The following is a 23,400-nucleotide window of genomic DNA, read 5'->3' on the forward strand; positions in this document are numbered from 1 at the left end:
AACCTGTTCTTTCCAAATGCGCTCCACAGGAGAGCACAAGCTTGATGATTATCGCATCGACCGAGGACCGACCGAAGGCTTTCAGGCGATCTTTTCGACCTGGTCGAAGCCCAGCTCCACAGGGGTGTCCCTGCCGAAGATGGAGACCAGAACGGTCAGCTTCTGGGTGGTGGGCTCCACGTCTGAGACCACGGCAGCCATGGTGGCGAAAGGCCCTTCGGTGACGGTGACCTGATCGCCAACGGCGTAGGAGACCTCCACCGTGCGCTTCTTGGCGGCCTCGGGCTTGTCTCCAGCGGCCTTCAGGGCCTCGGAGGCGATCATGGGGGCCATCATCTGGACGACCTCCTTACGGGTCAGCGGGGCCGGCTCCTTGCTGGGGCCGACGAATCCGGTGACGCCCTCGGTATCGCGAATGATGCGGCGGGCGTTCTCGTCTGGCCACATGCGAATCAGCACGTAGCCCGGCACACGAACCCGGGTGACGACCTTCTTGCCCTTGTCGGTGTGCTTCTCGACCTCTTCCATGGGAATCTCCACCTGGAAGACCTTGTCCTCCAAGCCGAAGGAGGCCACGCGGGACTCCACGTTGGCCTTGACGCGCTTCTCGTAGCCGGAGTAGGTGTGCAGAACGTACCACTTGCCCTCAAGGGTGCGCAGCTTCTTGGAGAACTCGTCCACGGCGCGCTGACCGGGATCCTCCTGGTCGGTCTGGTCGTCGGAATCAGAGGAATCGTCCTGGGTGTCCTTGGCCTGGGCGGATTCGGCGGGTGTGCTGTCCTGCTCGGCCTGCTCCGAAGAGGTTCCGAGCTGCTGATCCTGGACCTGGGCATCCTCCTGCGTGGGGGCATCTTCGGATGCCGACGGGGCCGACTCAGCGGCCTGATCGGGGTCCAGTCCCTCTCTGGTCAGATCATCACTCATGGATCACTCCACCTTCTACCTTGTCACAGCTCAGCCGAATATCAGGAAGGCTAGTTTGCCCAGTCCGAAGTCCATTACGGTTACGAAGATCATCAGCAACAGCACGAAGATGAAAACCGCCACGGACCAGCCCACCAGCTCCTTGCCTGTGGGAGTCACCACCTTGCGGATCTCATCGATGACCTGCTTGATGAAGAGCCCGATACGCATGAAGAAGTTCGGCCTGGCTTCCTCAGCCCCATCCTTCTGTGCCATGGTCATCCGTCCTTCGTTTGTTCTGCATCATCTGCTGCAAGCCTTGGCAGGGAAGGCGGGACTCGAACCCACAACCTACGGTTTTGGAGACCGTTGCGCTACCAATTGCGCCACTTCCCTATCGGAACTTTCCACCAGCCTACTCGACCGGGAGGAAAAACCGCCAAATCGCAAGTTTAGCCTAAAGGGCGGATTGCGTCCAACCGTGTTGCCTCCACAGCATTTCGCCCAGGAGCCGGATCAGGCGCTGACCCAGGCCCCAAGGCGCCTCATGCCCTCGGCCAGGTCATCGTCGGCCAGCGCGTAGGAGAAACGCAGGCAGCCGGGCGCGCCGAAGGCCTCACCCGGCACGGCCGCCACCTGGATCTGCTCCAGGATGACCTCGGCCAGCTCACCCGAGGTGGCGCAGACCGTGCCTTGCGGTCCCACTGGCCGATTCAGCAGACCGGTCACGTCGGCAAAGGCGTAGAAGGCGCCCAGAGGCTCAGGGCAGGTCACCCCCTCCATGGCGTTCAGGGCATCCACAATGGCCCGTCGCCGCAGGGCAAAGGCCGACCGCATGGCATCCACGTCCTCCAGACCGCCGGTCAGGGCGGCCAGAGCAGCCTGCTGGGAGACGTTGGCCACGTTGGAGGTCATGTGCCCCTGAAGCTTGGCAGCCGCCTGGGCCACCGGCAGGGGGGCGACCAGCCAGCCCACCCGCCAGCCTGTCATGGCATAGGTTTTGGCCACGCCGTTGACCACGATCAGCTGATCGCGTACCTGAGGCACCAGAGCACCCGGATAGGGGGTATGCGCCCCCTGGTAGGTCAGGTGCTCATAGATTTCGTCGCTGATCACCCAGATCTGGTGTTCGATGGCCCAGCGATCCACGGCAGCCACCAGGCCTGCGTCCCAGATCGCCCCGGTTGGGTTGGCGGGCAGGTTGAGGATGATGGCACGGGTGCGCTCGGTTCGGGCCGCCTCCAGCTGCTCCAGGCTGGGGATATAGCCCTGGTCGGCTCCGCTGAGCACCGGAACCGGCCGACCGCCAGCCAGCAGAACCATCTGAGGATAGCTGGTCCAGTAGGGAGCGGGGATGATGACCTCATCGCCAGGGTTCAAGAGGATCTGGAAGGTCTCGTAGACGGCCTGCTTGCCGCCGTTGGTGACCACCACCTGATCCGGGTCGATTTGATAGCCCGAATCACGCAGGGTCTTGTCGGCGATGGCCTGCTTCAATCGGGGCAGACCCGCCGTGGGCGTATAGCGATGGTTGCGCGGATCCAGACAGGCGCGGGCCGCCGCCTGCACTATGTGGTCAGGCGTGGGAAAGTTGGGTTCGCCGGCACCGAAGCTGATCACATTCATGCCCTGGGCCTTCATGGCCTTGGCTTTTGAATCCACCGCCAGAGTGGCACTGGGGGCCACTGCGTCTATGCGTTTGCTCAGGGTCTGCCATTGCGCCATAGTCATGTTGCCATGCTACCGCCCAGCACCCCCAGGGCTGTGCTCAGACCAGGACCAGAGAGTCCCGATGCACCAGCGGGTGGGCATAGTGGGCGCCCAGTCGGCGGCGGAGCTCCTTGGTGTTGAGGCCCAGCATGTCCTGGGCCTCCTCGGAATCGTAGCCGGACAGGCCCTTGGCCACCTGGCGGCCAGACTCATCGTGGATCCAGACCGGATCCCCGGCAGAGAACTCACCCTGGACAGATCTGGCACCAGCCGCCAGCAGGCTGGCCCGACCGCCGCGCAGGGCTTTGACAGCACCCTGATCCACCAGATAGCCGCCCCGGGGACGGGAGGCGAACTTGATCCAGAGCCGATGCGAGGAGCCCCGCGGACGGATGGGGGCGAAGAGGGTGCCCACCCTGTCGCCGGCCAGGGCAGGACCTGCAAGGTCGGCGCGGGTCAGAACCACAGGCATGCCGGAGGCCGCAGCAATCCGCGCCGCCTCCAGCTTGGTGGACATGCCCCCGGTCCCCAGCCCGGAGACGGACCCCTGGGCATCCACCTGGTCCATGATGGCCGCCACATCGGGCACGAAGCCGATTCTGAGGGCCCCTGGCCGGGATGGGGGTTTGGAGTAGAGGGCGTCCACATCAGTCAGCAGAACCAGGGCATCGGCGCTGACGATGTTGGCGATCAGGGCCGAAAGGTGGTCGTTGTCGCCGAAACGGATCTCGTTGCTGGCCAGGGCATCGTTCTCATTGACGATGGGGATGACCCCCAGATCCAGCAGACGGCAGAGGGTGCGCCGGGCGTTGCGGTACTGGACGGCATGGGTGGTGTCACGGGCGGTGATCAGGATCTGGCCCACACGCAGACCATAACGGGCGAAGGCAGTCTCGTACTGGGCCATGAGCAGACCCTGGCCCACTGAGGCCGTAGCCTGCTGGGTGGCCACGTCACCGGGGCGTTGGTCAAACCCCAGGGTGCCGAAGCCGGCCGCGATGGCCCCGGAGGTGACCAGGACCAGGCGGGCGCCATCCGCAGCAGCCGAGGCCAGGGCGCCCACCAACGAACGCAGGCGGCCAAGGTCCAGGTGCCCATGGGGATCGGTCAGGGAGCTGGATCCTACCTTGACCACCATGGTGCGGGCCTGGGCCACCCGGGAACGGACCGCGGCCTCGTCGGATCCCTCCCCGCCGGTCATTGCCCAGCCTCCTCCGAGCGCCCCAGCAGGCCCTGCCTGTCATGGGGATCGTCATCCACGGAGGGGTCGGCCCAGTGCCCCTGGCGCCGCTCCTTCTCCATGACCTGACGCACCGCCTGCCGGGCATCCATCATCTGGTGGTACTGGCGGCGGCGCTCGCTGTTGGTGCGACGACGGTTGAGCCCCTGGCTCTCCTCCAGACGCAGGTCACGGCCCCGGGCCACCTGGGGGGTGCCGTCCAGCATTTCGGCGCCGGCCGCCACGCTCGGATCCCAGTCGAAGGCCACCGCATCGTCGCCAGGACCGATGCGGACCTCGTCACCTGGCCTGGCTCCGGCCTTGCGCAGGGCATCCTCTACACCCATCCGGGCCAAGCAGTCGGCCAGATAGCCCACGGCCTCCTCGTTGTCGAAGTTGGTCTGGCGAACCCAGCGTTCGGGCTTGGCTCCGCAGACCCTGAACCAGGTCTGTCCGGACCGGGTCTGATGCCGCTCAAGGGTGAAGTCCCCGGACTGGTCGCCGCTCCTGCGCCACCGCTCCAGGGGGCGGATGACCACGCGCTCCTCCTGCCTGGCCTCCTGCTGCTCCCGCAGCTGCCTGCGCAGACGATCCACCAGACCGGCCAGGTAGTAGCCCAGTTCCTTGAGCCCCTGATGCGAGGCTGTGGAGACTATGAAGACCTTGAGGCCCAGGGCTTCGAAGTCGGGACGGACGAATTCGGCCAGTTCGCGCGCCTCCGGCAGGTCGGCCTTATTGAGGATGATCACCCTGGGCCGCTCGGCCATGGGGATGACCCCCAGCGGAAGCTCCAGGCGGTCGGCATAGCGGGAAAGCTCCTCCTCCAGGGCCCGATAGTCGCTCATAGGGTCCCGATCAGGCTCCAGGGTGGCGCAATCGATGACGTGGGCGATGATCTCAGTGCGCTCGATGTGCCTCAAAAACTCCAGCCCAAGGCCCTTGCCCTGGGAGGCGCCCGGAATCAGCCCTGGCACGTCGGCCATGGTGAAGCGGCCCTCCCCTGCCTGGACCACGCCCAGGTTGGGCACCAAAGTAGTGAACGGATAGTCGGCGATCTTGGGCCGGGCCGCGCTCATGGCCGCCACCAGGCTGGACTTGCCTGCGCTGGGGAAACCGACCAGGGCCACATCGGCGATGGATTTGAGCTCCAGCACCAGGTCGCGCTCCTGGCCGGGGTCCCCCAGCAGGGCGAAGCCGGGTGCCCGTCTGGCCTTGGTGGCCAGGGAGCGGTTGCCCAGTCCGCCCACACCGCCCTGGGCCGCCACGAACCGGTCCCCCGCATGGGCCAGGTCGGCCAGGCGCTCGCCAGGCTGCTTGCGCTCGCCTTGGCCGCCCTTGGCTGTGAAGACCACAGTGCCCACAGGCACTGGCAGGATCAGATCCTGGCCGCGGCTGCCATCCTTGTCACCGCCCAGACCCATGGTGCCCGATTCGGCCTGGCGGTGCGGCAGGAAGCGGTAGTCCAGCAGGCTGGTGGCGTTGGCGTCGGCCTGAAGAATGACCGAGCCGCCCTGGCCGCCGTCGCCCCCATCGGGCCCGGCCAGGGGCTTGTACTTCTCGCGGCGGATGGAGGACGCCCCATTGCCGCCGTCGCCACCCTTGACATGGACGGTGACCTGATCCACAAATGCGCTCATAGGGGCCCATGGTACTCAATCCGGCCTGACATGCGGCCCCTGAGAGCTGAATGCCCGGCATCTTCATACATATGCAAAAAGGCCACCCCATGACAGGGATGGCCTTTGGCCGATGCCGATAAGGCAATCAGGCGGTGAGCACGTCAACGACCTTGCGGTCGCGCCGGTTGGCGAACCGAACCGTTCCGTCCGTCAGGGCGAAGAGGGTGTGGTCCTTGCCCAGGCCGACGTTCTGGCCGGGATGGAACTTGGTGCCACGCTGGCGAACGATGATGTTGCCGGCCACTACGGCCTCGCCGCCGAACTTCTTGACGCCCAGGTACTGTGCATTCGAATCGCGCCCGTTGCGTGAGCTGGACGCGCCCTTCTTATGTGCCATGTCTGGTTCCTTTCCTACCTCGACCTAGGCCCTCAGGCGATGGCCGTGATCTTGACCACGGTCTGCTTCTGGCGGTGGCCCTTGCGGCGCGCCACGCCGGTCTTGTTCTTGAACTTCTGGATGTTGATCTTGGGGCCCTTGGCCTCGTCGTCCACAACCTCGCCCTTGACGGAGATCTTGGCCAGATCCTTGGCGGCCATGGTCACCTTGGATCCATCGACGACCAGCGCGACCGGAAACTCGACCGACTCGCCCTTCCTGGCAGCCAGACGGTTGACCGTGATCTGGTCACCGACCTCGACCTTCTCCTGATGGCCTCCGGCCTTCACAATCGCGTACATAGCCCTACCTTGCCTGTTGTCCAAAGCTGTTTGCGCCCGGCATCCGAGTCCCGCCATGCGATTGACTGACCCGTCCAGACACCAGCTAACCAGTATAGAAGCAAACACACCGCATCGTCAAATGTGCCTGCCCCGCCGACAAAACGAAATTCAGTTTATGACTCCTTGGCGACATCCGCCGTCTCAGCCTGAGCATCGTCCTCGTCCGACGCCGCCTGGGCCGCCGCAGCGATCCTGGCCAGCTTGGCCTTGACTGCAGGAGTCGAGCCTGTGGACAGGGTCTCCTTGGAGGAAGAGCCATGCCCATGCTTGTTGGTCTTGACGAAGGGGTCGCCGCCCTTGACCGCATAGGGGTCGGCATAGGAGGCGGAGATGGTCGGCTTGTCGTGGAGGATGAAGCCTCGCCCATGGCAGGTGGGGCACTCCTCGGAGAAGGCCTCGACCAGACCCTGCCCCACCCGCTTGCGGGTCATCTGGACCAGCCCCAGGGAGGTGACCTCGGCCACCTGATGCTTGGTGCGGTCCCGGGCCAGGCACTCCACCAAGCGGCGCAGGACCAGGTCGCGGTTGGCCGGCATGACCATATCCACATAGTCGATCATGATCATGCCGCCGATGTCGCGCAGGCGCAGCTGCCGGGCGATCTCCTCGGAGGCCTCCAGGTTGCAGCGGGTCACCGTCTCCTCCAGGGACTTGCCCTTGCCGATGAAGCGGCCCGTGTTCACATCGATGGTGGTCATGGCCTCGGTGCGGTCGATGACCAGGGAGCCGCCGGAGGGCAGGTAGACCTGACGTTCCATGCCCTTGCGCAGCTGGCTGTCGATGCTCCAGCGGTCGAAGACATCCTTGCCCTGGTGCTCGGCGGGATCCCAGTGCTCGAGCTTCTCCTCCAGGTCGGGTGCCATGGTCTCCAGGTAGTTGCGGACCCTCTCGTAGACCCCCTCGCCCTGGACCACCAGCTTGGCGAAGTCATCGTTGAAGATGTCGCGGACCACGCGGATGGCCACGTCCGGCTCGCCCTGCAGAAGCTTGGGGCGCTTGCCGTGCAGGAACTCCTTGCGCTTGTCCTCGATCTTGCTCCACTGACGCTGCAGGTTCTCCAGGTCCTTGGTCAGGGCCTCCTCGCTGGCCCCCTCGGCCGCGGTGCGGATGATGACGCCCATGTCCTTGGGAGCCACCCTGGAGACGATGCTCTTGAGGCGGGAACGCTCGCGGTCGGGCAGCTTGCGGCTGACGCCGGTCATGCCGCCCGAGGGCACCAGGACCAGGAAGCGGCCGGCCAGCGTGACCTGCGAGGTCAGCCGGGCGCCCTTGTGGCCGATGGGATCCTTGGTGACCTGGACCAGCACGGGGTCGCCGGACTTGAAGGCCAGCTCGATCCGGCGGGGCTGGCCCTCCAGGCGGGTGGAGTCCCAGTTGACCTCGCCTGCGTAGAGCACGCCGTTGCGGGCCTGGCCTATGTCCACGAAGGCGGCCTCCATGCTGGGCAGGACGTTCTGGACCCGGCCCAGGTAGATGTTGCCGACAGTGGAGACCTCCTGGATGTCGGAGACGTAGTGCTCGACCAGGATGTCGTCCTCGATGACCGAGATCTGGGTGTGGTGCTCCTTCTCACGCACCACCATCAGACGGTTGACGTTCTCACGGCGGGCCAGGAAGTCCTGCTCGACCAGCTGGGACTGACGGGAGCGTTCGCGACGGTTGTCCCGTCGACGCTGCTTCTTGGCCTCCAGGCGGGTGGAGCCCTCCACGTCGGTGATCTCGTCAATATACTGCTGCTTGCGGGAACGGCGGGTGCCGGACACCTCTGACTCGCCCTCAGCGGACTTGGAACCCCTGCGACGGCGGCGGCGACGGGTCAGCGGCGCCTCGTCCTCGTCATCCTTGTCCTTTTCCTGCTCGTGCCCACGACGGCGGCGACGGGTGGAAACGGACTTTTCAGAGTCTTCATCAGCGCTCTTGGCACGGCGGCGGCGGGTGCGGGTGCCGGACACCTGCTGTTCCTCGTCCTGCTCCTGGTCCTCGTCGACCACGAAGGTGATGCCCTCATGGTCCAGATCCTCCTCGATACGCTCCACCTCGTCGGCGGCCCTGCGCTCCTCGGCGTTGAGCCTGCGGGAACGGCGTGAACCGCCCTCCGAAGTGTTCCTGGACCTGCTGCGGCGAGAGGTCTTGGGCGCTTGCTCGGCATCCTCGTCCTCGTCATCCCGTTCTTCGCGCTCATCGTGCTCAGGCCGGGAAGCGGGTATGACCGGCTCCTGGAAGAGCAGGGATGTCATAGGACGGGGACGGGAGGCGCGCGGGCGCTCATCCTGCTCTTCGGCCTTCCGGCCTGACCTCTGGCTGCGGCCCGAGGTCAGTGCCTCCACAGCCTCAATGGCACGCTCCTGACGCTCCTGGTCAGGTTCGCCCTCCTGGGCATGCTCCTCAGTGCGTCGGCGGGCGCCAGTCCGGGTGCGACGACGAGTGGTCGTCCTGGTCGGCTTCGACTCGCCCTCATCCACTTGGGCATCCTGATCGTCCGCCTGATCCTCCTTGGGCTTGCGGGCGCGACGGCGACGGGTGGCGGAGGGCTTGGACTCGTCCTCCTCCTCTTTGGCCTTGCGGGAGGCCTTGCGTTTTTCGGCCTCGACCTTCACGGGCACGTCGGCACCAGCGGCGCCGGCCACTCTGACCACACGCCGTCCAGCGCGGCGACGGGTGCTGGAACTGGCGGTCTGGTCGACCTGCCCTTCCTGCCCATCCCTGATGGCGGACCTATTATCCTGCGTATCCTCAGTATTCGTTTTTTCGGGCACAATGCTCCTTGCGGCACGCCGCCTCGCGCCGCTCTCACGGTTCCGATCCGTCCTCACGCTGCACTCTCACTGCAGCCGCGCACCTGCGTGCGCCCGATCGAAACGCCTTGGCAAAAAGTCTTCCTGACGCAGGCGGACACCGACGCCCGTACGGATCACTGGGTCTCCGTCCGGGGGGATCAACGCCTACGCTGCAAGTGGTCAGGCAGAACCACCGTCCTCTAGTATGTCACAGATCAGCGGCCATCAGGTCCATTGAGCCACTCGACCAGTATGGCTTCCAGCCGGACCAGGTCATCCAGGGGCACCTGTTCGTCGGCCTTGTGGGCCAGCAGGGGGTCCCCCGCCCCCAAATTGACGGCTGGTAGGCCAAGGGCTGAAAACCGCGCCACATCAGTCCATCCCAGCTTGGCGCGAGGCTGCTGACCCGTGGTCTGGGCAACAAGGTCCGCCAGCGAACGAGCCCAAGGCGAGTCCAGACCAGGACGAGCCGCGGGCGATTCGTCGCACATGCGCACCGAGAATCCCTTGAAGACTCCTCCTAGGGCCACATGTTCGCCATTGCCCAGCTCGGCGCCCGTCCCCTGACCCATCATCAGCTCCTTGGCCTGGGACAGGCTCTTGTCGGGGGCGAACCGGTAATTGACGTGCACCCGGCATCGGTCAGGAATGACGTTGGTGCCCAGGCCGCCCTCGATCATGGTGGCGTTGAGACCCTCACGATAGTCCAGGCCATCCACCTTCACCGTGGCCGGTTGGTACCGCTCCAGGCGTTCCAGAATGGGCGCGGCAGCGTGGATGGCGTTGCTGCCCATCCAGGCCCGGGCGGAGTGGGCCGTCGTGCCGTGGGTGATCAGGTCGAAGCGCATGGTTCCGTTGCAGCCGGCCTCGATGGCGCAGTCGGTGGGCTCGCCGATGATGGCGAAATCCCCTCGCACCCAATCAGGATGGGCAGCCACCACCCGGCCCAGCCCGTTCAGATCGGCCTGGACCTCCTCATGGTCGTAGAAGACGAAGGTCAGGTCATAGACCGGCTCCTGCAGGGTGAGCGCCAGGTGGAGAAAAACAGCATCAGAGGCCTTCATGTCGGCGGCGCCCCGGCCGTACAGCACCCGGGATCCGGGGTGGGCGGCGGCCAGGTCGGCGCGTATGTCCGGGTCGCCGGGCTCCAGCCAGCGCGGGGGCAGGTTCCCATCCACGGGCACGGTGTCCAGATGACCGGCAAGGACGATGCGGTGGGGATGGCCCAGCTGGGTGGAGGCCACGACCGTGTCGCCCAACCGTCGGACCAAGAGGTCAGCCCTTGACGACAGGGCCCTCTGGACTGCATCAGCCAGGGCGCCCTCCTGGCCGCTGACCGAGTTCAGGGCGGTCATGGACTCCAGTATCCTTGCCAGGGCCTGGGCGGGTTCAGCCCCTCGGGCGCCGGCGAGAAGATCAATATCGGTCTGTGTGTTCTTGGCCATAGTGCCATGCTAGCGGGCCGGGAATCGCAGGTGGACTTGCAGCCGCAAGCATGAGGCCCGGGTGGCACAATGGGGACAACAGAAGCGGTGGCACTCCGCCTGGGAGGCCGCCGTCCACCATGCGAGACGAGGAGGATGCCGGAGTGCCTGGACTGCTCAGTGCCATGGAAGGGTTCTTCATCATCGGCGTGGTCATCGCCGTGGGGTATGTGGCCGCCCGCTTCCATGTAGGCGGTCCAACGGCCCAGCTGGTGCTCAACAAGTACTCCTTCTTCGTCTCAACGCCCTGCCTGATGTTCGCCATCCTCTCCAAGCAGAGGCTGTCGGTCATCTTCCACCCCAGCATCATCGTGGCCTTCCTGTCGGCAGCGGCTGTAGGCCTGCTCTTCGTAGCCCTGAACGCAACCAGCTTTCACCTGCCGGCTGCCGAAGCCACCATCGGCGCTCTCGACTCCTTGTACTTGAACTCCAACAACATCGGGCTGCCTGTAGCCACTTATATTCTGGGCAATCCCACACTGGTGGCACCCATCCTGGTCATGCAACAGGCCCTGTTCACCCCTATTGGATTGACCGTTCTGGACGCGACCACCTCTGGCAAGCTCTCGATCAAGACCATCCTCAAACAGCCCCTGAAGCAGCCCATCCTGATCGGCTCCATAGGCGGCATAGTGATTTCGGCCATCAGCGCCCGGGCCGGCCATTTCATCATCCCCGACTTCGTCTACAAGCCCATCGACATGATCGGGCAGTCGGCCGTGCCCATGATCCTCATGGCCTTCGGCATGTCCCTGCGAGGTTCGCGGCCCATGGGCCGGGGCACCGACCGTCGTGCCACCCTGTGCGCGGTGATCCTGAAGAATCTGGTCATGCCCATCATCGCCTACCTGCTGGCCCGGTTCATGATGGGCTTCAGCGGGGCGGAGCTGTACGGGTGCGTGGTTCTGGCGGCCCTGCCTACCGGTCAGAACGTCTACAACTACGCGGCCCGCTACGAGGTGGGAACCACCTTCGCCAGGGACGGCATCCTGCTGAGCACGATCAGCTCGCCCGTGATCATCGCCCTGGTCGCCCTGCTCCTGAGCTGATCAACCCGACCGAGCCTTCTGTTCAGCCTTCGGCCGCCAGAGTCTCCAAGCGTTGCCGGAAGTGCGGCCAGTCCTGTCCGAAGGCCTTCAGAAGGGGCAGGTCCGCGACCTTGTCCAGATCCACCCATTCCAGGGCAATGCTCTCATCGTCATTCATGCGCGGCTCGACCTGGTGGCCGGGGCGCTCGAAGGCCAGGATGGTCGTATAGCCCCAGGGGCCGTGGTCCTCCAGGTAGGAGCCCACCACCTGGATGTCCTCCGGACGGATGTTGGCCTCCTCATAGCTTTCGCGCAGGCCGCCCTCCAGGGGGTTCTCCCCGTCCGAGATGGCGCCGCCCGGCACACCCCAGGTGCCGCCCTCGGCGCTCCAGCGGGCCCGGTGTTGCAGAAGCACGCTGATCGGCGCGCCCGTGCGGGCATCGCGCCGGGCCAGCAAGACGCCGGCAGCCCCGTTGAGCCCCCAGTGCCGCTTGCCGCAGGCACAGTTCACCCACCCGTCGCCAGGCTGGTGGACGTTCTCCACAGGGGCGACCAGTCCCTCAGGACCATGCGTCGATCCGTCTGCCTGCTGCCGCTCAGGCTGGACCCGTTGGGCCCACAGTTGAGGCCAGGAGACGCCCAGCTCCTGGGCCAGGGCGCGCAGGGTGGGCATGCTCAATCCCATCACTCCGCTGGGATCGCCCTGGATGCCCTGGATGAAAGCGCTGCCCAATCCCTCCAAGGTGAAGGAGCCGGCCACCTCCAAGGGTTCGCCGGTGGCCACATAGGCCTGCATGGAGGCCCGGTCATAGTCTCCGAAGGTCACCTGGGCGCTGCTGACCGCTCGAACCCGTCGGCCGGTGGCCAGATCGATCAGACAGTGACCGGTGACCAGGGTGCCTGTTCGGCCGCGCATGGCCATCAACCGCTCCAGAGCACGCTCCGGCTGGTGAGGCTTGCCCATGACGGCGCCGTCCACGCTGAACAGCGAGTCGCACCCCAGCAGGAGGGGCCCACGCCCGGCTCCGAGCATCCCGCCCCAGGCTCCGATGACCTGGCTCATGGAATTCCTGGAGGATGCATCCGAATCACCCTGGCTCAGAGGCCTGAACGTGACCAGGTCGCCCCGCGAGCGCCTTTCGGCATCCTTGACGGCATCCATGGTCGCTTGGACAGCCGAAGCCTTGGCCTCAGCCAAGACAGCGACCCGCTCGCGCGCATCCAGATCCTCCAGGCGGCGGCCCAGTTTACGGGCCTGTTCAGCCAGGACGGCCGGCTCATCCACCTTTGAGGGTCGGATGATGGGGTCAATGCCCGCCTGGACCAGGAGCCGCCGCCGGGAGGGGGAGGATGATGCCAGAATGAACGGGATATGCCTGTCTTCAGTGTTCACGATTGCCTTCCTGGTCCCGTTCCACCTGGACCCCCCCGCAGTCCACGTCCAAGGGCAGAATCCGCCAGCGGCCGGAATCCAGATAGTCCTTGGCAATGGTCCGCAGCTCATTTTCGGCATCACCGTAATGCAGGACGATGATGCAGGGACCGGCTCCAGAGACGGCCGCCGCGTAGCCCCGACCGCGCAGGAGCTGCAGGAGCTTGGTTGAGGAGGGCATGAGCCCGGCCCGGTATGGCTGATGAAGACGGTCCTGGGTAGCGACGAAGAGCAGGGCGTTGGCTCTGGCAGACTGCTCGGCTGCCTCTGTCTCCAGGTCATCCAGGGACTCAGGGTTCAGAGCGCCAGGAATCAGGGCCGCCCTTGACAGGTTGTGGACGGCATCCGCGTAAGGCACCCGGTTGGGCAGGGCCTGTCGGGCCTTCTGTGTGGACAGATGGGCGCCGGGAACGAAAACCGTGGCTTTGATGGCCGGGTCCACCTTGTAGCGCAGGGTGTGGTAGCCGCCCTCCAGGGGCGCGCCCCCGGCTATGGGCAGGGAACCCACGCCCTCGCCAGTGGCCAGATCATAGGAGACGGTCAGCCCCCCGTAGACAGCAGGCGCCACGTTGTCGGGATGCCCCTCGATCTGGGCGGCCAGTGCGAAGACGGCATCACGGCGCAGTGGGCCAGTGTGGGCGAAGGCCGCAGCCGCCGCGATTCCGGCCACGATGGCCTCGGCGCTGGATCCCAATCCCCTGGCCTGGGGGATTCGGTTGACCGCGCGCATGATGAAGCCGAACCTTGGCAGTCCGAAGACCTGGCAGGCCCGCCTGAAGGTGGAGACGACCAGGTGGGTCTCGTCTCGGGGCAGGGTCCGTTCCCCCTCGCCCTTGATGACCACATAGGCGGTGGTGTCGCCCGGGTCCACGGAACGGGTGAAGACGATCTCGTCATGGTAGTCCAGCGCCAGGCCGACCGCATCAAAACCTGAACCCAGGTTGGCGCTGGTGGCCGGCACGCGCACCCGCACAGTAGACGGGCCCTCTGTGGCAGCGGCCATCATTGGGCCTGCCGATCGAAGACGCGAAGGATAGAGGCCTGCCCAGTGACCGAGTCGAAGGTGGAGATCCGCTCGACGACCTGCCGCAGGGTCACCTCGTCGCACAGGTGGGTGACCACGCGCAGCTGCTGGATCTCGCCGCTGTAGCCCGGGTCATGCAGGGTGGGCTTGATGTCCTGGTTGACTCCGTTGATGGAGATGCCCGCCTCGGAAAAGACCTGGGCGATGGCCGCCAGCACGCCAGGCTTGTCGTGAATGAGGAAACGGACGGCAAAGGCGGCCCGGGATGAATCCAGAGGGGCCATGGGGATGTTGGCGTACATGGGGATCCCCGGACCCATGCCATGCTGGACGATGTGGCGGGCCTCGGTGACCACGTCCCCCAGAACGGCTGATGCTGTGGGCGCCCCGCCGGCACCCCGGCCGTAGAACATGAGGTCGTCGGCGGCCTTGGCGGTGACGAAGACGGCGTTGAAGCTGCCATGGACCGAGGCCAGAGGGTGGCTGTCGGGGATCAGCGCCGGGTAGACCCGGGCGGAGATGCCCTGTTCGCCGCGCTCAGCCACAGCCAGAAGCTTGATGACCCGGTGCTCGGTCTGTGCGGCCGCTATATCGTCGGCGGTGATGGTGCGGATGCCCTCCACGGGTACATCATCCATGCGCACGTCAGTGTGGAAGGCCAGCGTGGCCATGATTGCGGCCTTGGCGGCTGCATCCAGCCCGTCCACATCGGCGGTGGGGTCCGCCTCAGCGAAGCCCTTGGCCTGGGCGTCGCGCAGGGCCTGGTCGAATTGAAGACCCTTGGTGGTCATCTCATCCAGAATGTAGTTGGTGGTCCCATTGACGATGCCCACCAGGCTGGTGATGCCGTCGCCCACCAGGGACTCGCGCAGGGGCCGCACGATGGGGATGGCCCCGCCCACGGCCGCCTCGAAGTAGATGTCGACGCCCCGCTCTTCGGCAGCACGGTAGAGCTCAGGGCCGTGCTGGGCCAGGAGGGCCTTGTTGGCGGTGACCACGCTGGCGCCGGACTCGATGGCCTTGAGCAGCAGGGTGCGGGCCGGCTCGATGCCGCCGATCAGCTCGATGACGATGTCCGCCCGGGTGACCAGGTCGGCTGAGTCTGTGGTCAGCAGGGACGGATCGATCCAATCAGCCTTGACCTTGTCAGGATGAAGGACGGCGATGCCCACCAGCTGCAGGGGACGGCCCACTCGACTGGCCAGGTCCTGGCTCTGCTCCACCAGGAGGCGGGCGGTCTGGGAACCCACGGTCCCAGCCCCCAGAAGTGCTATGCGGATGGGCCTGACGGCCTCCTGCTGCTGCATGCGTTCAGGCATATGGATCCTCCATCCGCCCCATCGGGGCCTGTCGCAGGGTATTGCTCCATCTTAGAAAGCCAATCCGACACCCGCATCCACCCCGGCGCCTGCTTCCGCCAAGACGGAGCGCATCATCCCTGATCCAAGGCCAGCAGGTCATCCATGGTCTGCCGCCGCAGCATCAGATGGGCACCGGACTGGTCCAGACCTACCACGGCGGGAATCAGAGCCTGGTTGTAATTGCTGGCCATGGTCCGCCCGTAGGCGCCGGTCACCGGCACCAAAAGCAGATCACCCCGGCGAATGTCCGCTGGCAGGGCCACATTTTGCACCAGGATATCCCCCGATTCACAGTGCTTGCCGACCACACGGGCCTGGATACGGTCCCCGCTGCCATCCCGGTTGGCCAGGACAGCCGTGTATTGAGCTTCGTAGAGGGCCGGACGAATGTTGTCGCTCATGCCGCCGTCAACCGAAACGTAGGTGCGCACGCTTCCGTCAGACAGGGGAACGGGCTTGACGGTGCCCACCCGATACAGGCTCATGCCGCAGGGTGCCACGATCCAGCGGCCGGGCTCGAAGGCGATGACCGGCATGGGCATGCCCAGGCGACGGTTGATGGCGACCATGTCAGCCCCCAGGCTGGTCAGGGTCTGGTCCAGGTCCATCCGATCCTCATCCGGGGTGTAGGGCACGGAGAAGCCGCCGCCCAGGTCCACCTCGGGCATCAGGTATCCGTCGGTGGCCCAGAAGGTGTGCCGCAGCAGCATCATGCGCCGGGCGGCCTCGATGAAGGCCGAAGAGTCATGGATCTGGGAGCCGATATGGGTATGGATGCCCACCAGCTCCAGTTCCTTCTCGTGGGAGCGAATCTCCTTGAGCATGGCGATAGCCGGTCCGTCAGCCAGGGCGGACATGGCTTTGATCCGGGCGGGATCAGCAGGTTCAGCGGGCCCGTTGGCGGCCGAATACAGGGCTGAAGACGACGGGGAGACCACGGAATCGCCAGGAGCCAAGGAGGCGTCATTCTTTGTGGCCGCCGAAGCCGCTGCCCCAGCCTGTCCGGAGGATCCAGGCTCAGGCCCGAGGTCCAGCAGGCCCACGTCGGTGCCCTGGGGCAGCAGGGGGATGCCGAACTTCTGATCCTCGTGGGCAGTGGAAATGTACTCGTGGCCGCCGGCGTGCACACCCACGGTCACCCGGAGCATGACCTTGGCGCGACGCCCCTGGGCCCTTGCAGCAGCGGCGATTCGCGCAGGCTCGTCGGGCGCATCGATGACGATGGCCCGGTAGCCCTCCTTCACAGCCAGATCAATCTCCTGGTCGGACTTGTTGTTGCCATGCAGGACCAGACGACGGCCAGGGGCACCAGCAGCCTGGGCGATCAGCATCTCGCCCAGGGAGCAGGTGTCGATATCCAGCCCCTGGCGCAGCATGATCCGCACGGTCTCCTTGCTGAGGAAGGCCTTGCCCGCGTAGCTGACCCTGGTGGTCGCACCACCCAGGTCCCGCAGGGCCGCCTGGCGGAAGGCCGAGGCCCGTTCCGCCATCATCGCGGTGTCCATCAGATACATGGGGGTGCCGTAACGCTTGGCCAGGTCCTCCATGGGGCACCCATGCATGGTCAGCATGCCCTGACGGTCCCGCTGCAAAGCCCCGGGCCAGAACCCGTCGGGCCCCAGCCCGCACATCCCTGTTTCCATCAACGACCTCCCAGTGACCTTCAGGCTTACATACGGTCCGGGGCCTGGACGCCCAGCAGCCCCAGACCGTTGGCGATGACCTGCTGCACGGCGTCATTGAGCCGCAGACGCGCCGCTGCCCGGGCCGGCTGTGGATTCCTGTCCTCGTCCTGGTCCAGATCCGCCCGGCCGGTCGGCTCCATGGGCACCACGCGCTCCAGGTTGTACCAACGGTGATAGACCCCAGCCAGCTGCTCCAGGTAGTGGGCCACCCGGTGGGGGGCCTTCTGGTCGCCTGCAGTCTGGATCACATTAGGATAGAGGGCCAGGACGCCCAGAACATCGTTGTCAGCAGCAGTGTCCAGCAGGGACAGATCGGCTCCGGAACGGTCGATGCCCGCCTGGGACGCGTTCCGATCCACGTTTTTAGAGCGGGCGTGCGCGTACTGCACATAGTAAACAGGATTGTCGTTGGTGTGCGAGGCCAGCAGGTCCAGGTCGATGTCCACGCTCTGGTTGTAGTCGGTGCGGGCCAGGGAATACCGGGCGGCATCCACCCCCACGGCATCCACCAGATCGTCGATGGTGACCACGTTGCCTGCCCGCTTGCTCATGCGCACGGCCTGGCCGTCCTTGATGACATTGACCAGCTGGCCGATCAGGATCTGCATGTTCACGCCGGGAGTGTCCCCAAAGGCCGCGCAGATGGCCATCATTCGGCCGATGTAGCCATGATGGTCGGCACCCAGCATGTAGATGGCCTCGTCGCAGGGATCCTTGGACCTGCGACGCTTGTTCAGATAATAGGCGATGTCGGCCGCCACGTAGGCTGCATGCCCGTCGGACTTGATGATCACCCGGTCCTTGTCGTCGCCGTAGGTGGTGGAGCGGAACCAGGTAGCCCCGTCCTTCTCGAAGATGTCGCCCTTGGCCCGCAGCTCGTCAATGGCCCGCTCCACCTGGCCGGACTCATAGAGGCTGTTTTCATGGAACCAGACATCGAAGTTGACCCGGAAGTCACGCATGGACTGCTGGATCTCGGCGAACATCATGGGCACGGCCCGAGTGCGGAAGGCCTCGCGCTGGGGGCTGTCACCCTCGGCGCCGTCCTCGTCGCGCACCCTGGGCATGGCCAGGATGTCCTGCCCTTCGTCGGCAGCTTCCTTGACCACCCGGGAGGCGATCTCGTCAATATATGAGCCCTTGTAGCCGTCAGCAGGCACGGGCTCGCCGTGGGCCGCCGCCACCAGTGAGCGGGAGAAGCGGTCGATCTGCGTGCCGTGATCATTGAAGTAATACTCCCTGACCACCTTGGCACCGTTGGCCTCCAGAACCCGGGCCATGGAGTCGCCCACAGCCGCCCAGCGTGTGCCGCCGATATGGATGGGACCCGTGGGATTGGCCGAGACGAATTCCAGATTGAGCGTGCGCCCGCTCAGGTGATCGTTGCTCCCATAGGCGGAGCCCGCCTCCAGGACCGCATCGACCACAGCGGCCGCCGAGGCCGAATCCAAGGTTATATTGATGAAGCCGGGACCAGCCACATCCACCTGGGCGATCCCGTCGTCCTCCCGCAGAGCCTCAGCCAAGGCCTGCCCCAGTTCCGCAGGCCTCATGCCGGCCTTCTTGGCCAGCTGCATGGCGATGTTAGTGGACCAATCCCCGTGGGAGCGGTCCTTGGGACGCATGACCGCCAGATGGTCGGCATCAGGAACCATGTCGGGCTCCAGACTCCCCAGGCGGCCTGACTGGGCCATCTTGACGGCGGTCGAAGAGATGATACGGGCAAGTGCTTCAGGACTCATGCCCTCAAGTCTAGCGACGGCGGCGACCAGCAGCCGGCCTGTCTCAGGCCAGAGCCACGACCTCGATCTCGACCAGGGCCCCCTTGGGGATGTCCGCGCCACCGAAAGCCACGCGGGCCGGCCGCACCGAGCCGATGAAAACCTGGGAGTAAGCCTGGTCCACCTGGGTGAAATCCTCAACCCGCCGCATAAGAACAGTGGCCTTGACCACCTTCTCCATGCCGCTGCCGGCTGCATCCAGGATGTTCTTGACGTTCTTCAGGGCCTGGGTGGCCTGGTCAGCCGCAGTGCCCTCCACCAGCTCGCCGGTGTCCGGGTCGATGCCCAACTGTCCGGAGACAAAGACAAAGCCCCCGGCCTTCACAGCCTGACTGTAAGCCCCCAAGGCCTGGGGCGCATATGGCGTGCCGATCTCTTCCGGTCCATCTTCCATGAGTCCGTCCTTTCCTTCAGATCCGCCGCACCCATGCAGGGCCGAAGCCCGGGCGGACACCGTCCACTATAGGAGTGCCCGCCCGGCAGAAGCGGCATCAGTCTCAGCCCTTGCGAGCCTCCTGGCCCATCCAGTAGGCCAGGGAGCGCAGATCGCCGGCCTCGTAGGTCTTGACGAATTTCTCGACCTGATCCGGATCCGAGCAGGTCTCCGGGAACCGCATATAGCGGGTGTCCAGAGGGCTGGCTCCTGTCAGCTTGACATCGATGACCGAAGACCTGTCGGCCTTGCGAGCCTCGGAGAAGGCGTGGCGGGCATCGGCCACCGTACGCACGGTGAAGCCCAGGGCGCCCATGCCCTCGCCGACCTTGGCCCAGTCGGTGTCGGGCAGGTCCACTCCGCTCAGAGGCTGATGGCTGTCGTCGCGCTGCTCGGCCTCGATGTAGCCCAGGGAACGGTTCGAGAAAACCACGTTGATGACCGGTGCATGGTACTTGAGCTGGGCCAGCACCTCCTCGCCGAGCATGGCGAACCCGCCGTCGCCGCTCAGGGAGTAGACGGTCGATTCCGGATGCTCCAGCTTGGCAGCCAAGGCGGCCGGCACGGCATAACCCATGGTGGCGTGCTTGCCGGAGACGGTCCAGCGGTTGGTGGGCTTCAGATGCAGCAGGCGCAGGAAGTCGATGTCCACATTGCCCACATCGGGGATGACAATGTCATTGTCCTCAAGCTGCTGATCGATGACGTGGAAGACAGGCTCGGGCCTCAGGGGCGTGCGGGTGTCCTCGTTGAAGGAGGCCAGCCACTGGTCCCAGTTCTCCTTGCTGCGCAGGCAGGCCCTGTAGAAGACGGACTCCTCCTGGTCCTGGCCAGCGGCGGTTATAGCCTTGAGGGCCTCGCGGGCATCGGCCTGGATGGCCAGGACCACATTGGCCTGGAAGCGCTTGCCCAGCTTGACCGGGTTCAGATCGATCTGGATGACCTTGGTGTTGGGGGTGACGAACATGGACCCGAAGGGGTTGTCCGAACCCACCCAGACCGTCAGATCCGAGGTGTAGATGGCCTCCGTGGCGGTCTTGGTGGCCACGCGGCCGGCCGACTGCAGGTAGGCAGGATAGGTGTCCTCCACAATCCCCTTGGCCGGGAAGGTGGAGACCATGGGCATCTTGAAACGCTCGGACATGGCGACCAGCTCATCGCGAGCGCCGGCAGCGCCCTGGCCGAAGTAGAGCAGCGGGGCCTTGGCGGACTGGATGATCTCCACCGCCTTGCTGACCTGATCGGCCGCGGGCTTCAGAGGCTCCGGCTTGCGGAAGTTAGGCGCAGAAGCCACCGGGCGGTCGTCGATCTCGGCCCAGGCCAGGTCCTTGGGGATGATGACCACGGAGACCCCGTGGCTGGCATAGGCGCGGCGGATGGCCTCGTCCACCAGGGCCGGCAGCCCCTGGGCGTTGGTGGCGGCCCGGGCGAATACGGCCACATCGGTAAAGATAGGCACCTCGTCCATGGCCTGGAAGAAGTCCATGTTCATAAAGGCCTGGGGCACCTCGCCCACCAGGGCCAGCACCGGCACGCCGTCCTCACGCGCATCATAGAGGCCATTGAGCAGGTGGACCGCACCAGGGCCAGACGAACCGAAGCAGACGCCGATCCGGCCAGTCAGCTTGGCCTCGCCGGCGGCAGCCAGAGCTCCGGCCTCCTCATGACGGACCTGGATAAAGTCGATGCGCTCGCGCTCGTTGTGGATGGCGTTCATCATGGAGTCGAAGGAACCGCCGGGCAGGCCATAGATGCGCGGCACCCCCCACTGCTCCAGGACGTGAAGGACAGCATCCCCTGCATTGATTCGATTGGCCATGTGAACTCCTTTGCTTCACCGGGGAAAGGAGGCTCCGCCACAACGCGGAAGCGTCGATCCTCCCCGACGTTCGGTCTTACTCTTTCACTATGGCACCTGAAAATGAGGACACGAGCGGGCCAAGGGCCATGTTCCTCAAAAGCTTAGTGATTCACCACACATATCGTGACGCATCGCGTGCGCTTATTTCATCCAGCAAGCGCCATGATCATAATCCCTGGCGTAATGACAGACGGGAGTCGTATAAAGAAAACCCCCGCGCTCTTCCTGGCTGCAGGGATTTCATCTTGGTGGGCTCGAAGGGATTCGAACCCTCGACCTTCTGTTCCGGAGACAGACGCTCTATCCGCTGAGCTACGAACCCGACAGCCACTTTCCAGTGGACAACAGAGACCATACTAGGACACTTTGCGCATTTTCGCACCCATGCGCGTCCTGACGTGTCGGTCCGGGTCCAGTCACTCTCGGCGTGTTGCCGCAAGATTTCAGGCGTTTCGTAGTTATTGTGATGGCAAGGCTTCGTGCCACCGCCCCGGTTGCGCCATTGCATCCTCATGCGGTGGCGCGAAGCCGCCAACATTCCCGGATGATCTTCTCTCGGGATAATCTACACTCTAGTTCCTTCACCCGGCCATCACAAGCGACCTTCACATACCTGGACTCCGAAGCGGGCTGTGGACAGGAAATAGTGGCCGCAACCGGCCTACCGTACCATGGGATGCATGGCCATGAATGAGGACGAGGACGATTTCGAGTTCGAGCGCAGATTCTTCTGCCGGGACCTCCCCCGAGAGCTGCTCGGGGAGAGTCGGCCGACCCTGATTGTGCAGAGCTACTACGTGCATGAGGACAACTTCGCCCTGCGGGTTCGCCTTCAGGGGCAGGTGGACCCGGTGGTGCCCATGACGGCCCGGACCGATGCCCTCCACACCCTGCTTGAGGAAGGCGACCACTTCGAGGCTGCCTCAATGACGGCCAAGGGCCCCTCCGTCGGCGGCACCCGCTACGAGGCCGAACGGGCCATCGACCCGGGCATCGCCCTGGAGCTGATCCTGCGCGGCGGCATTCCCATCGTCAAGAACCGGTATGGAGTCTGGCTGGATGAGGACTGGTGGAACCTGGATGTCTTCGGGGACGGCAACGCCCCCCTGGTGGTGGCCGAGGTGGAGCGTACCGGGCCGGTGACCGACCTGACCATCCCTGATTTTTGCGCCACGGAGATCACCGACGACCCGCGGTTCTCCAACGATGGGCTGGCGGGCCATCCCTTCGGCGACTGGGCTGCCGACTTTGACCGGGAGCTGAAAGCCAGCGGACCGCGCTTCCTCACCAACTTCGACGAGAACCGAGATTCCTGACCCAAAGTCGGCAACTGATCAGTACATCAGTGTGGACAGACGGCGACGGGCCTTGGCCAGCCGAGGATCGGTCGGCTCAGGAATGACGAAGTACTCCAGCAGACGGCGGCGGATGGGATCGGTCTGATCCCGGTGCCCGGCCAGAAAGTCCAGCAGACGATCGAAGGCATCCTGAATCTGGCCGCCGATCATGTCCACATCGGCCACATCCAACTGGGCCTGCAGGTCGTCAGGGGCATCGGCAGCCGCCTGACGGACCCTGCGGACATCGGCCTTGGCCGAACGTGCCATCAGCAGGCACTTGGCCTGCTCACGCTTGGCCAGATCATCGGTCGCGTCAGCCTGGACCAGCTTGCCATAGGCTTCGGCCGCAGCTGCATAGTCGCCCTCCTGGGCCAGCCGGTGGGCCTCCTGATGGGCGGGGGGGATGGCATCAGCCGCTGCCTGGCCGGCCTGCTCCTCCTGCCCCTGGTCGTTGGTCTCCTGGTAGGGGGCGCTGCCGGTGATGCCGGCCTTCTGCGCCATCTGAATCACCTGTGGGATGAGCTGATCGGTGATCTGGTTCATTTCCTCATCGGTGGGCAGCCCCTGCAGGATGGGCATGGGCCGGCCCGCCAGCAGGGCAAAGAGGGCCGGTGCGCCCTGCACCTGGAAGGTCTGGGCGATCTGCGGATTGGACGCGATGTCGATGCGGGAGAGCTGAATGCGCCCCTCCTGGGCATTGACGGTCTGGGCCAGACGGGTCGCCAGAGGGAAGAGGCGGTCGTCGGTGGGCACCCAGAGCAGGATCAAAATGGGGAAGGTGGCTGAGGTCTGAACCATGGCCTGGAAACTGGCCTCCGTGGTATCGATCACGTAGCCGCCGGCAGCGGGTGCACCACCTTTCTGGCCTGGCTCGGCATCGACCTGATGCTTGAGCGCACCCAGGTCGACCGCCCCTGCCAGCGAGACGCCCGGCTGCCCCTGCCCGTTCTTGTTCGCCATGTC

The 23,400-nt window shown here is 65.2% G+C and carries 19 protein-coding genes and 2 tRNA genes; 2 read left to right on the top strand and 19 right to left on the bottom strand.

Going from position 1 to position 23,400, the window contains the following annotated elements:
* Window positions 1–81: 81 nt before the first annotated feature.
* From nusG to dapE, 10 genes are all read right to left on the bottom strand, one after another.
* Window positions 82–924, bottom strand: coding sequence for a transcription termination/antitermination protein NusG (nusG, locus tag RAM15_RS07215; protein ID WP_045924864.1), 843 nt, complete (start codon window positions 922–924; stop codon window positions 82–84).
* 30 nt (window positions 925–954) lie between these two features.
* The gene (gene secE / locus RAM15_RS07220; protein ID WP_024626851.1) at window positions 955–1,179 is read right to left on the bottom strand and encodes a preprotein translocase subunit SecE; all 225 of its coding nucleotides are present in this window, start codon (window positions 1,177–1,179) and stop codon (window positions 955–957) included.
* Between the two features lie 44 nt (window positions 1,180–1,223).
* Window positions 1,224–1,299 (bottom strand) — tRNA-Trp (locus RAM15_RS07225).
* Between the two features lie 120 nt (window positions 1,300–1,419).
* Window positions 1,420–2,628 (bottom strand): pyridoxal phosphate-dependent aminotransferase, encoded by a 1,209-nt coding sequence (locus RAM15_RS07230; protein WP_306222268.1) that lies wholly within the window; start codon window positions 2,626–2,628, stop codon window positions 1,420–1,422.
* Between the two features lie 43 nt (window positions 2,629–2,671).
* Window positions 2,672–3,814: a glutamate 5-kinase gene (gene proB, locus RAM15_RS07235; protein WP_306221340.1), complete on the bottom strand. Its 1,143-nt coding sequence runs from the start codon at window positions 3,812–3,814 to the stop codon at window positions 2,672–2,674.
* Complete coding sequence (obgE, locus tag RAM15_RS07240) at window positions 3,811–5,469, bottom strand: GTPase ObgE (protein WP_306221341.1); 1,659 nt, start codon at window positions 5,467–5,469, stop codon at window positions 3,811–3,813. Before obgE ends, proB begins: the two co-directional genes overlap by 4 nt.
* Window positions 5,470–5,596: 127 nt before the next feature.
* Window positions 5,597–5,848 (bottom strand): 50S ribosomal protein L27, encoded by a 252-nt coding sequence (gene rpmA / locus RAM15_RS07245; protein ID WP_015022457.1) that lies wholly within the window; start codon window positions 5,846–5,848, stop codon window positions 5,597–5,599.
* Window positions 5,849–5,880: 32 nt separating this feature from the next.
* Window positions 5,881–6,189 carry a 50S ribosomal protein L21 gene (gene rplU / locus RAM15_RS07250; protein ID WP_024626855.1) on the bottom strand — a complete coding sequence of 103 codons (309 nt, stop codon included), beginning with the start codon at window positions 6,187–6,189 and terminating at the stop codon, window positions 5,881–5,883.
* Window positions 6,190–6,344: 155 nt separating this feature from the next.
* Complete coding sequence (locus tag RAM15_RS07255; RefSeq protein ID WP_372338653.1) at window positions 6,345–8,987, bottom strand: Rne/Rng family ribonuclease; 2,643 nt, start codon at window positions 8,985–8,987, stop codon at window positions 6,345–6,347.
* Between the two features lie 236 nt (window positions 8,988–9,223).
* Window positions 9,224–10,453 (bottom strand): succinyl-diaminopimelate desuccinylase, encoded by a 1,230-nt coding sequence (dapE, locus tag RAM15_RS07260; RefSeq protein ID WP_306221342.1) that lies wholly within the window; start codon window positions 10,451–10,453, stop codon window positions 9,224–9,226.
* Window positions 10,454–10,596: 143 nt separating this feature from the next.
* Here dapE and RAM15_RS07265 point away from each other — a divergent pair, with 143 nt between their 5' ends.
* Window positions 10,597–11,541, top strand: a complete 945-nt coding sequence (locus RAM15_RS07265) for an AEC family transporter (protein WP_306222270.1) — start codon at window positions 10,597–10,599, stop codon at window positions 11,539–11,541.
* 22 nt (window positions 11,542–11,563) lie between these two features.
* Here RAM15_RS07265 and RAM15_RS07270 read toward each other — a convergent pair whose 3' ends face one another.
* The 8 genes from RAM15_RS07270 to RAM15_RS07305 all read right to left on the bottom strand — a co-directional run bounded on the left by RAM15_RS07270 (window position 11,564) and on the right by RAM15_RS07305 (window position 21,419).
* Window positions 11,564–12,913, bottom strand: coding sequence for a Maf family nucleotide pyrophosphatase (locus tag RAM15_RS07270; protein ID WP_306221343.1), 1,350 nt, complete (start codon window positions 12,911–12,913; stop codon window positions 11,564–11,566).
* Entirely contained in the window at window positions 12,903–13,955 is a 1,053-nt protein-coding gene (gene thrB, locus RAM15_RS07275) for a homoserine kinase (RefSeq protein ID WP_306221344.1), read from the bottom strand. The genes RAM15_RS07270 and thrB overlap by 11 nt, the downstream gene beginning before the upstream one ends.
* Window positions 13,955–15,295 carry a homoserine dehydrogenase gene (locus RAM15_RS07280; protein WP_082067735.1) on the bottom strand — a complete coding sequence of 447 codons (1,341 nt, stop codon included), beginning with the start codon at window positions 15,293–15,295 and terminating at the stop codon, window positions 13,955–13,957. Before RAM15_RS07280 ends, thrB begins: the two co-directional genes overlap by 1 nt.
* Before the next feature lie 113 nt (window positions 15,296–15,408).
* A complete protein-coding gene (locus tag RAM15_RS07285) occupies window positions 15,409–16,980 on the bottom strand; it encodes a diaminopimelate decarboxylase family protein (protein WP_372338654.1) in 1,572 nt (523 codons plus the stop codon).
* 26 nt (window positions 16,981–17,006) lie between these two features.
* A complete protein-coding gene (gene argS, locus RAM15_RS07290) occupies window positions 17,007–18,764 on the bottom strand; it encodes an arginine--tRNA ligase (protein ID WP_306221345.1) in 1,758 nt (585 codons plus the stop codon).
* A gap of 43 nt (window positions 18,765–18,807) precedes the next feature.
* Window positions 18,808–19,197: a Rid family detoxifying hydrolase gene (locus RAM15_RS07295; protein WP_306221346.1), complete on the bottom strand. Its 390-nt coding sequence runs from the start codon at window positions 19,195–19,197 to the stop codon at window positions 18,808–18,810.
* A gap of 103 nt (window positions 19,198–19,300) precedes the next feature.
* Entirely contained in the window at window positions 19,301–21,055 is a 1,755-nt protein-coding gene (gene spxB / locus RAM15_RS07300) for a pyruvate oxidase (protein WP_306221347.1), read from the bottom strand.
* 288 nt (window positions 21,056–21,343) lie between these two features.
* Window positions 21,344–21,419 (bottom strand) — tRNA-Arg (locus RAM15_RS07305).
* A 364-nt stretch (window positions 21,420–21,783) separates the two neighbouring features.
* Here RAM15_RS07305 and RAM15_RS07310 point away from each other — a divergent pair.
* The gene (locus RAM15_RS07310) at window positions 21,784–22,413 is read left to right on the top strand and encodes a hypothetical protein (protein ID WP_045925151.1); all 630 of its coding nucleotides are present in this window, start codon (window positions 21,784–21,786) and stop codon (window positions 22,411–22,413) included.
* Between the two features lie 18 nt (window positions 22,414–22,431).
* On the opposite strand, the gene RAM15_RS07315 is transcribed toward RAM15_RS07310, so the two are convergent.
* Window positions 22,432–23,397, bottom strand: coding sequence for a co-chaperone YbbN (locus RAM15_RS07315; RefSeq protein ID WP_306221349.1), 966 nt, complete (start codon window positions 23,395–23,397; stop codon window positions 22,432–22,434).
* Window positions 23,398–23,400 lie beyond the last annotated feature (3 nt).

The sequence above is a fragment of the Bifidobacterium asteroides genome (assembly GCF_030758775.1).
Classification (GTDB): Bacteria; Actinomycetota; Actinomycetes; order Actinomycetales; family Bifidobacteriaceae; genus Bombiscardovia; species Bombiscardovia kimbladii.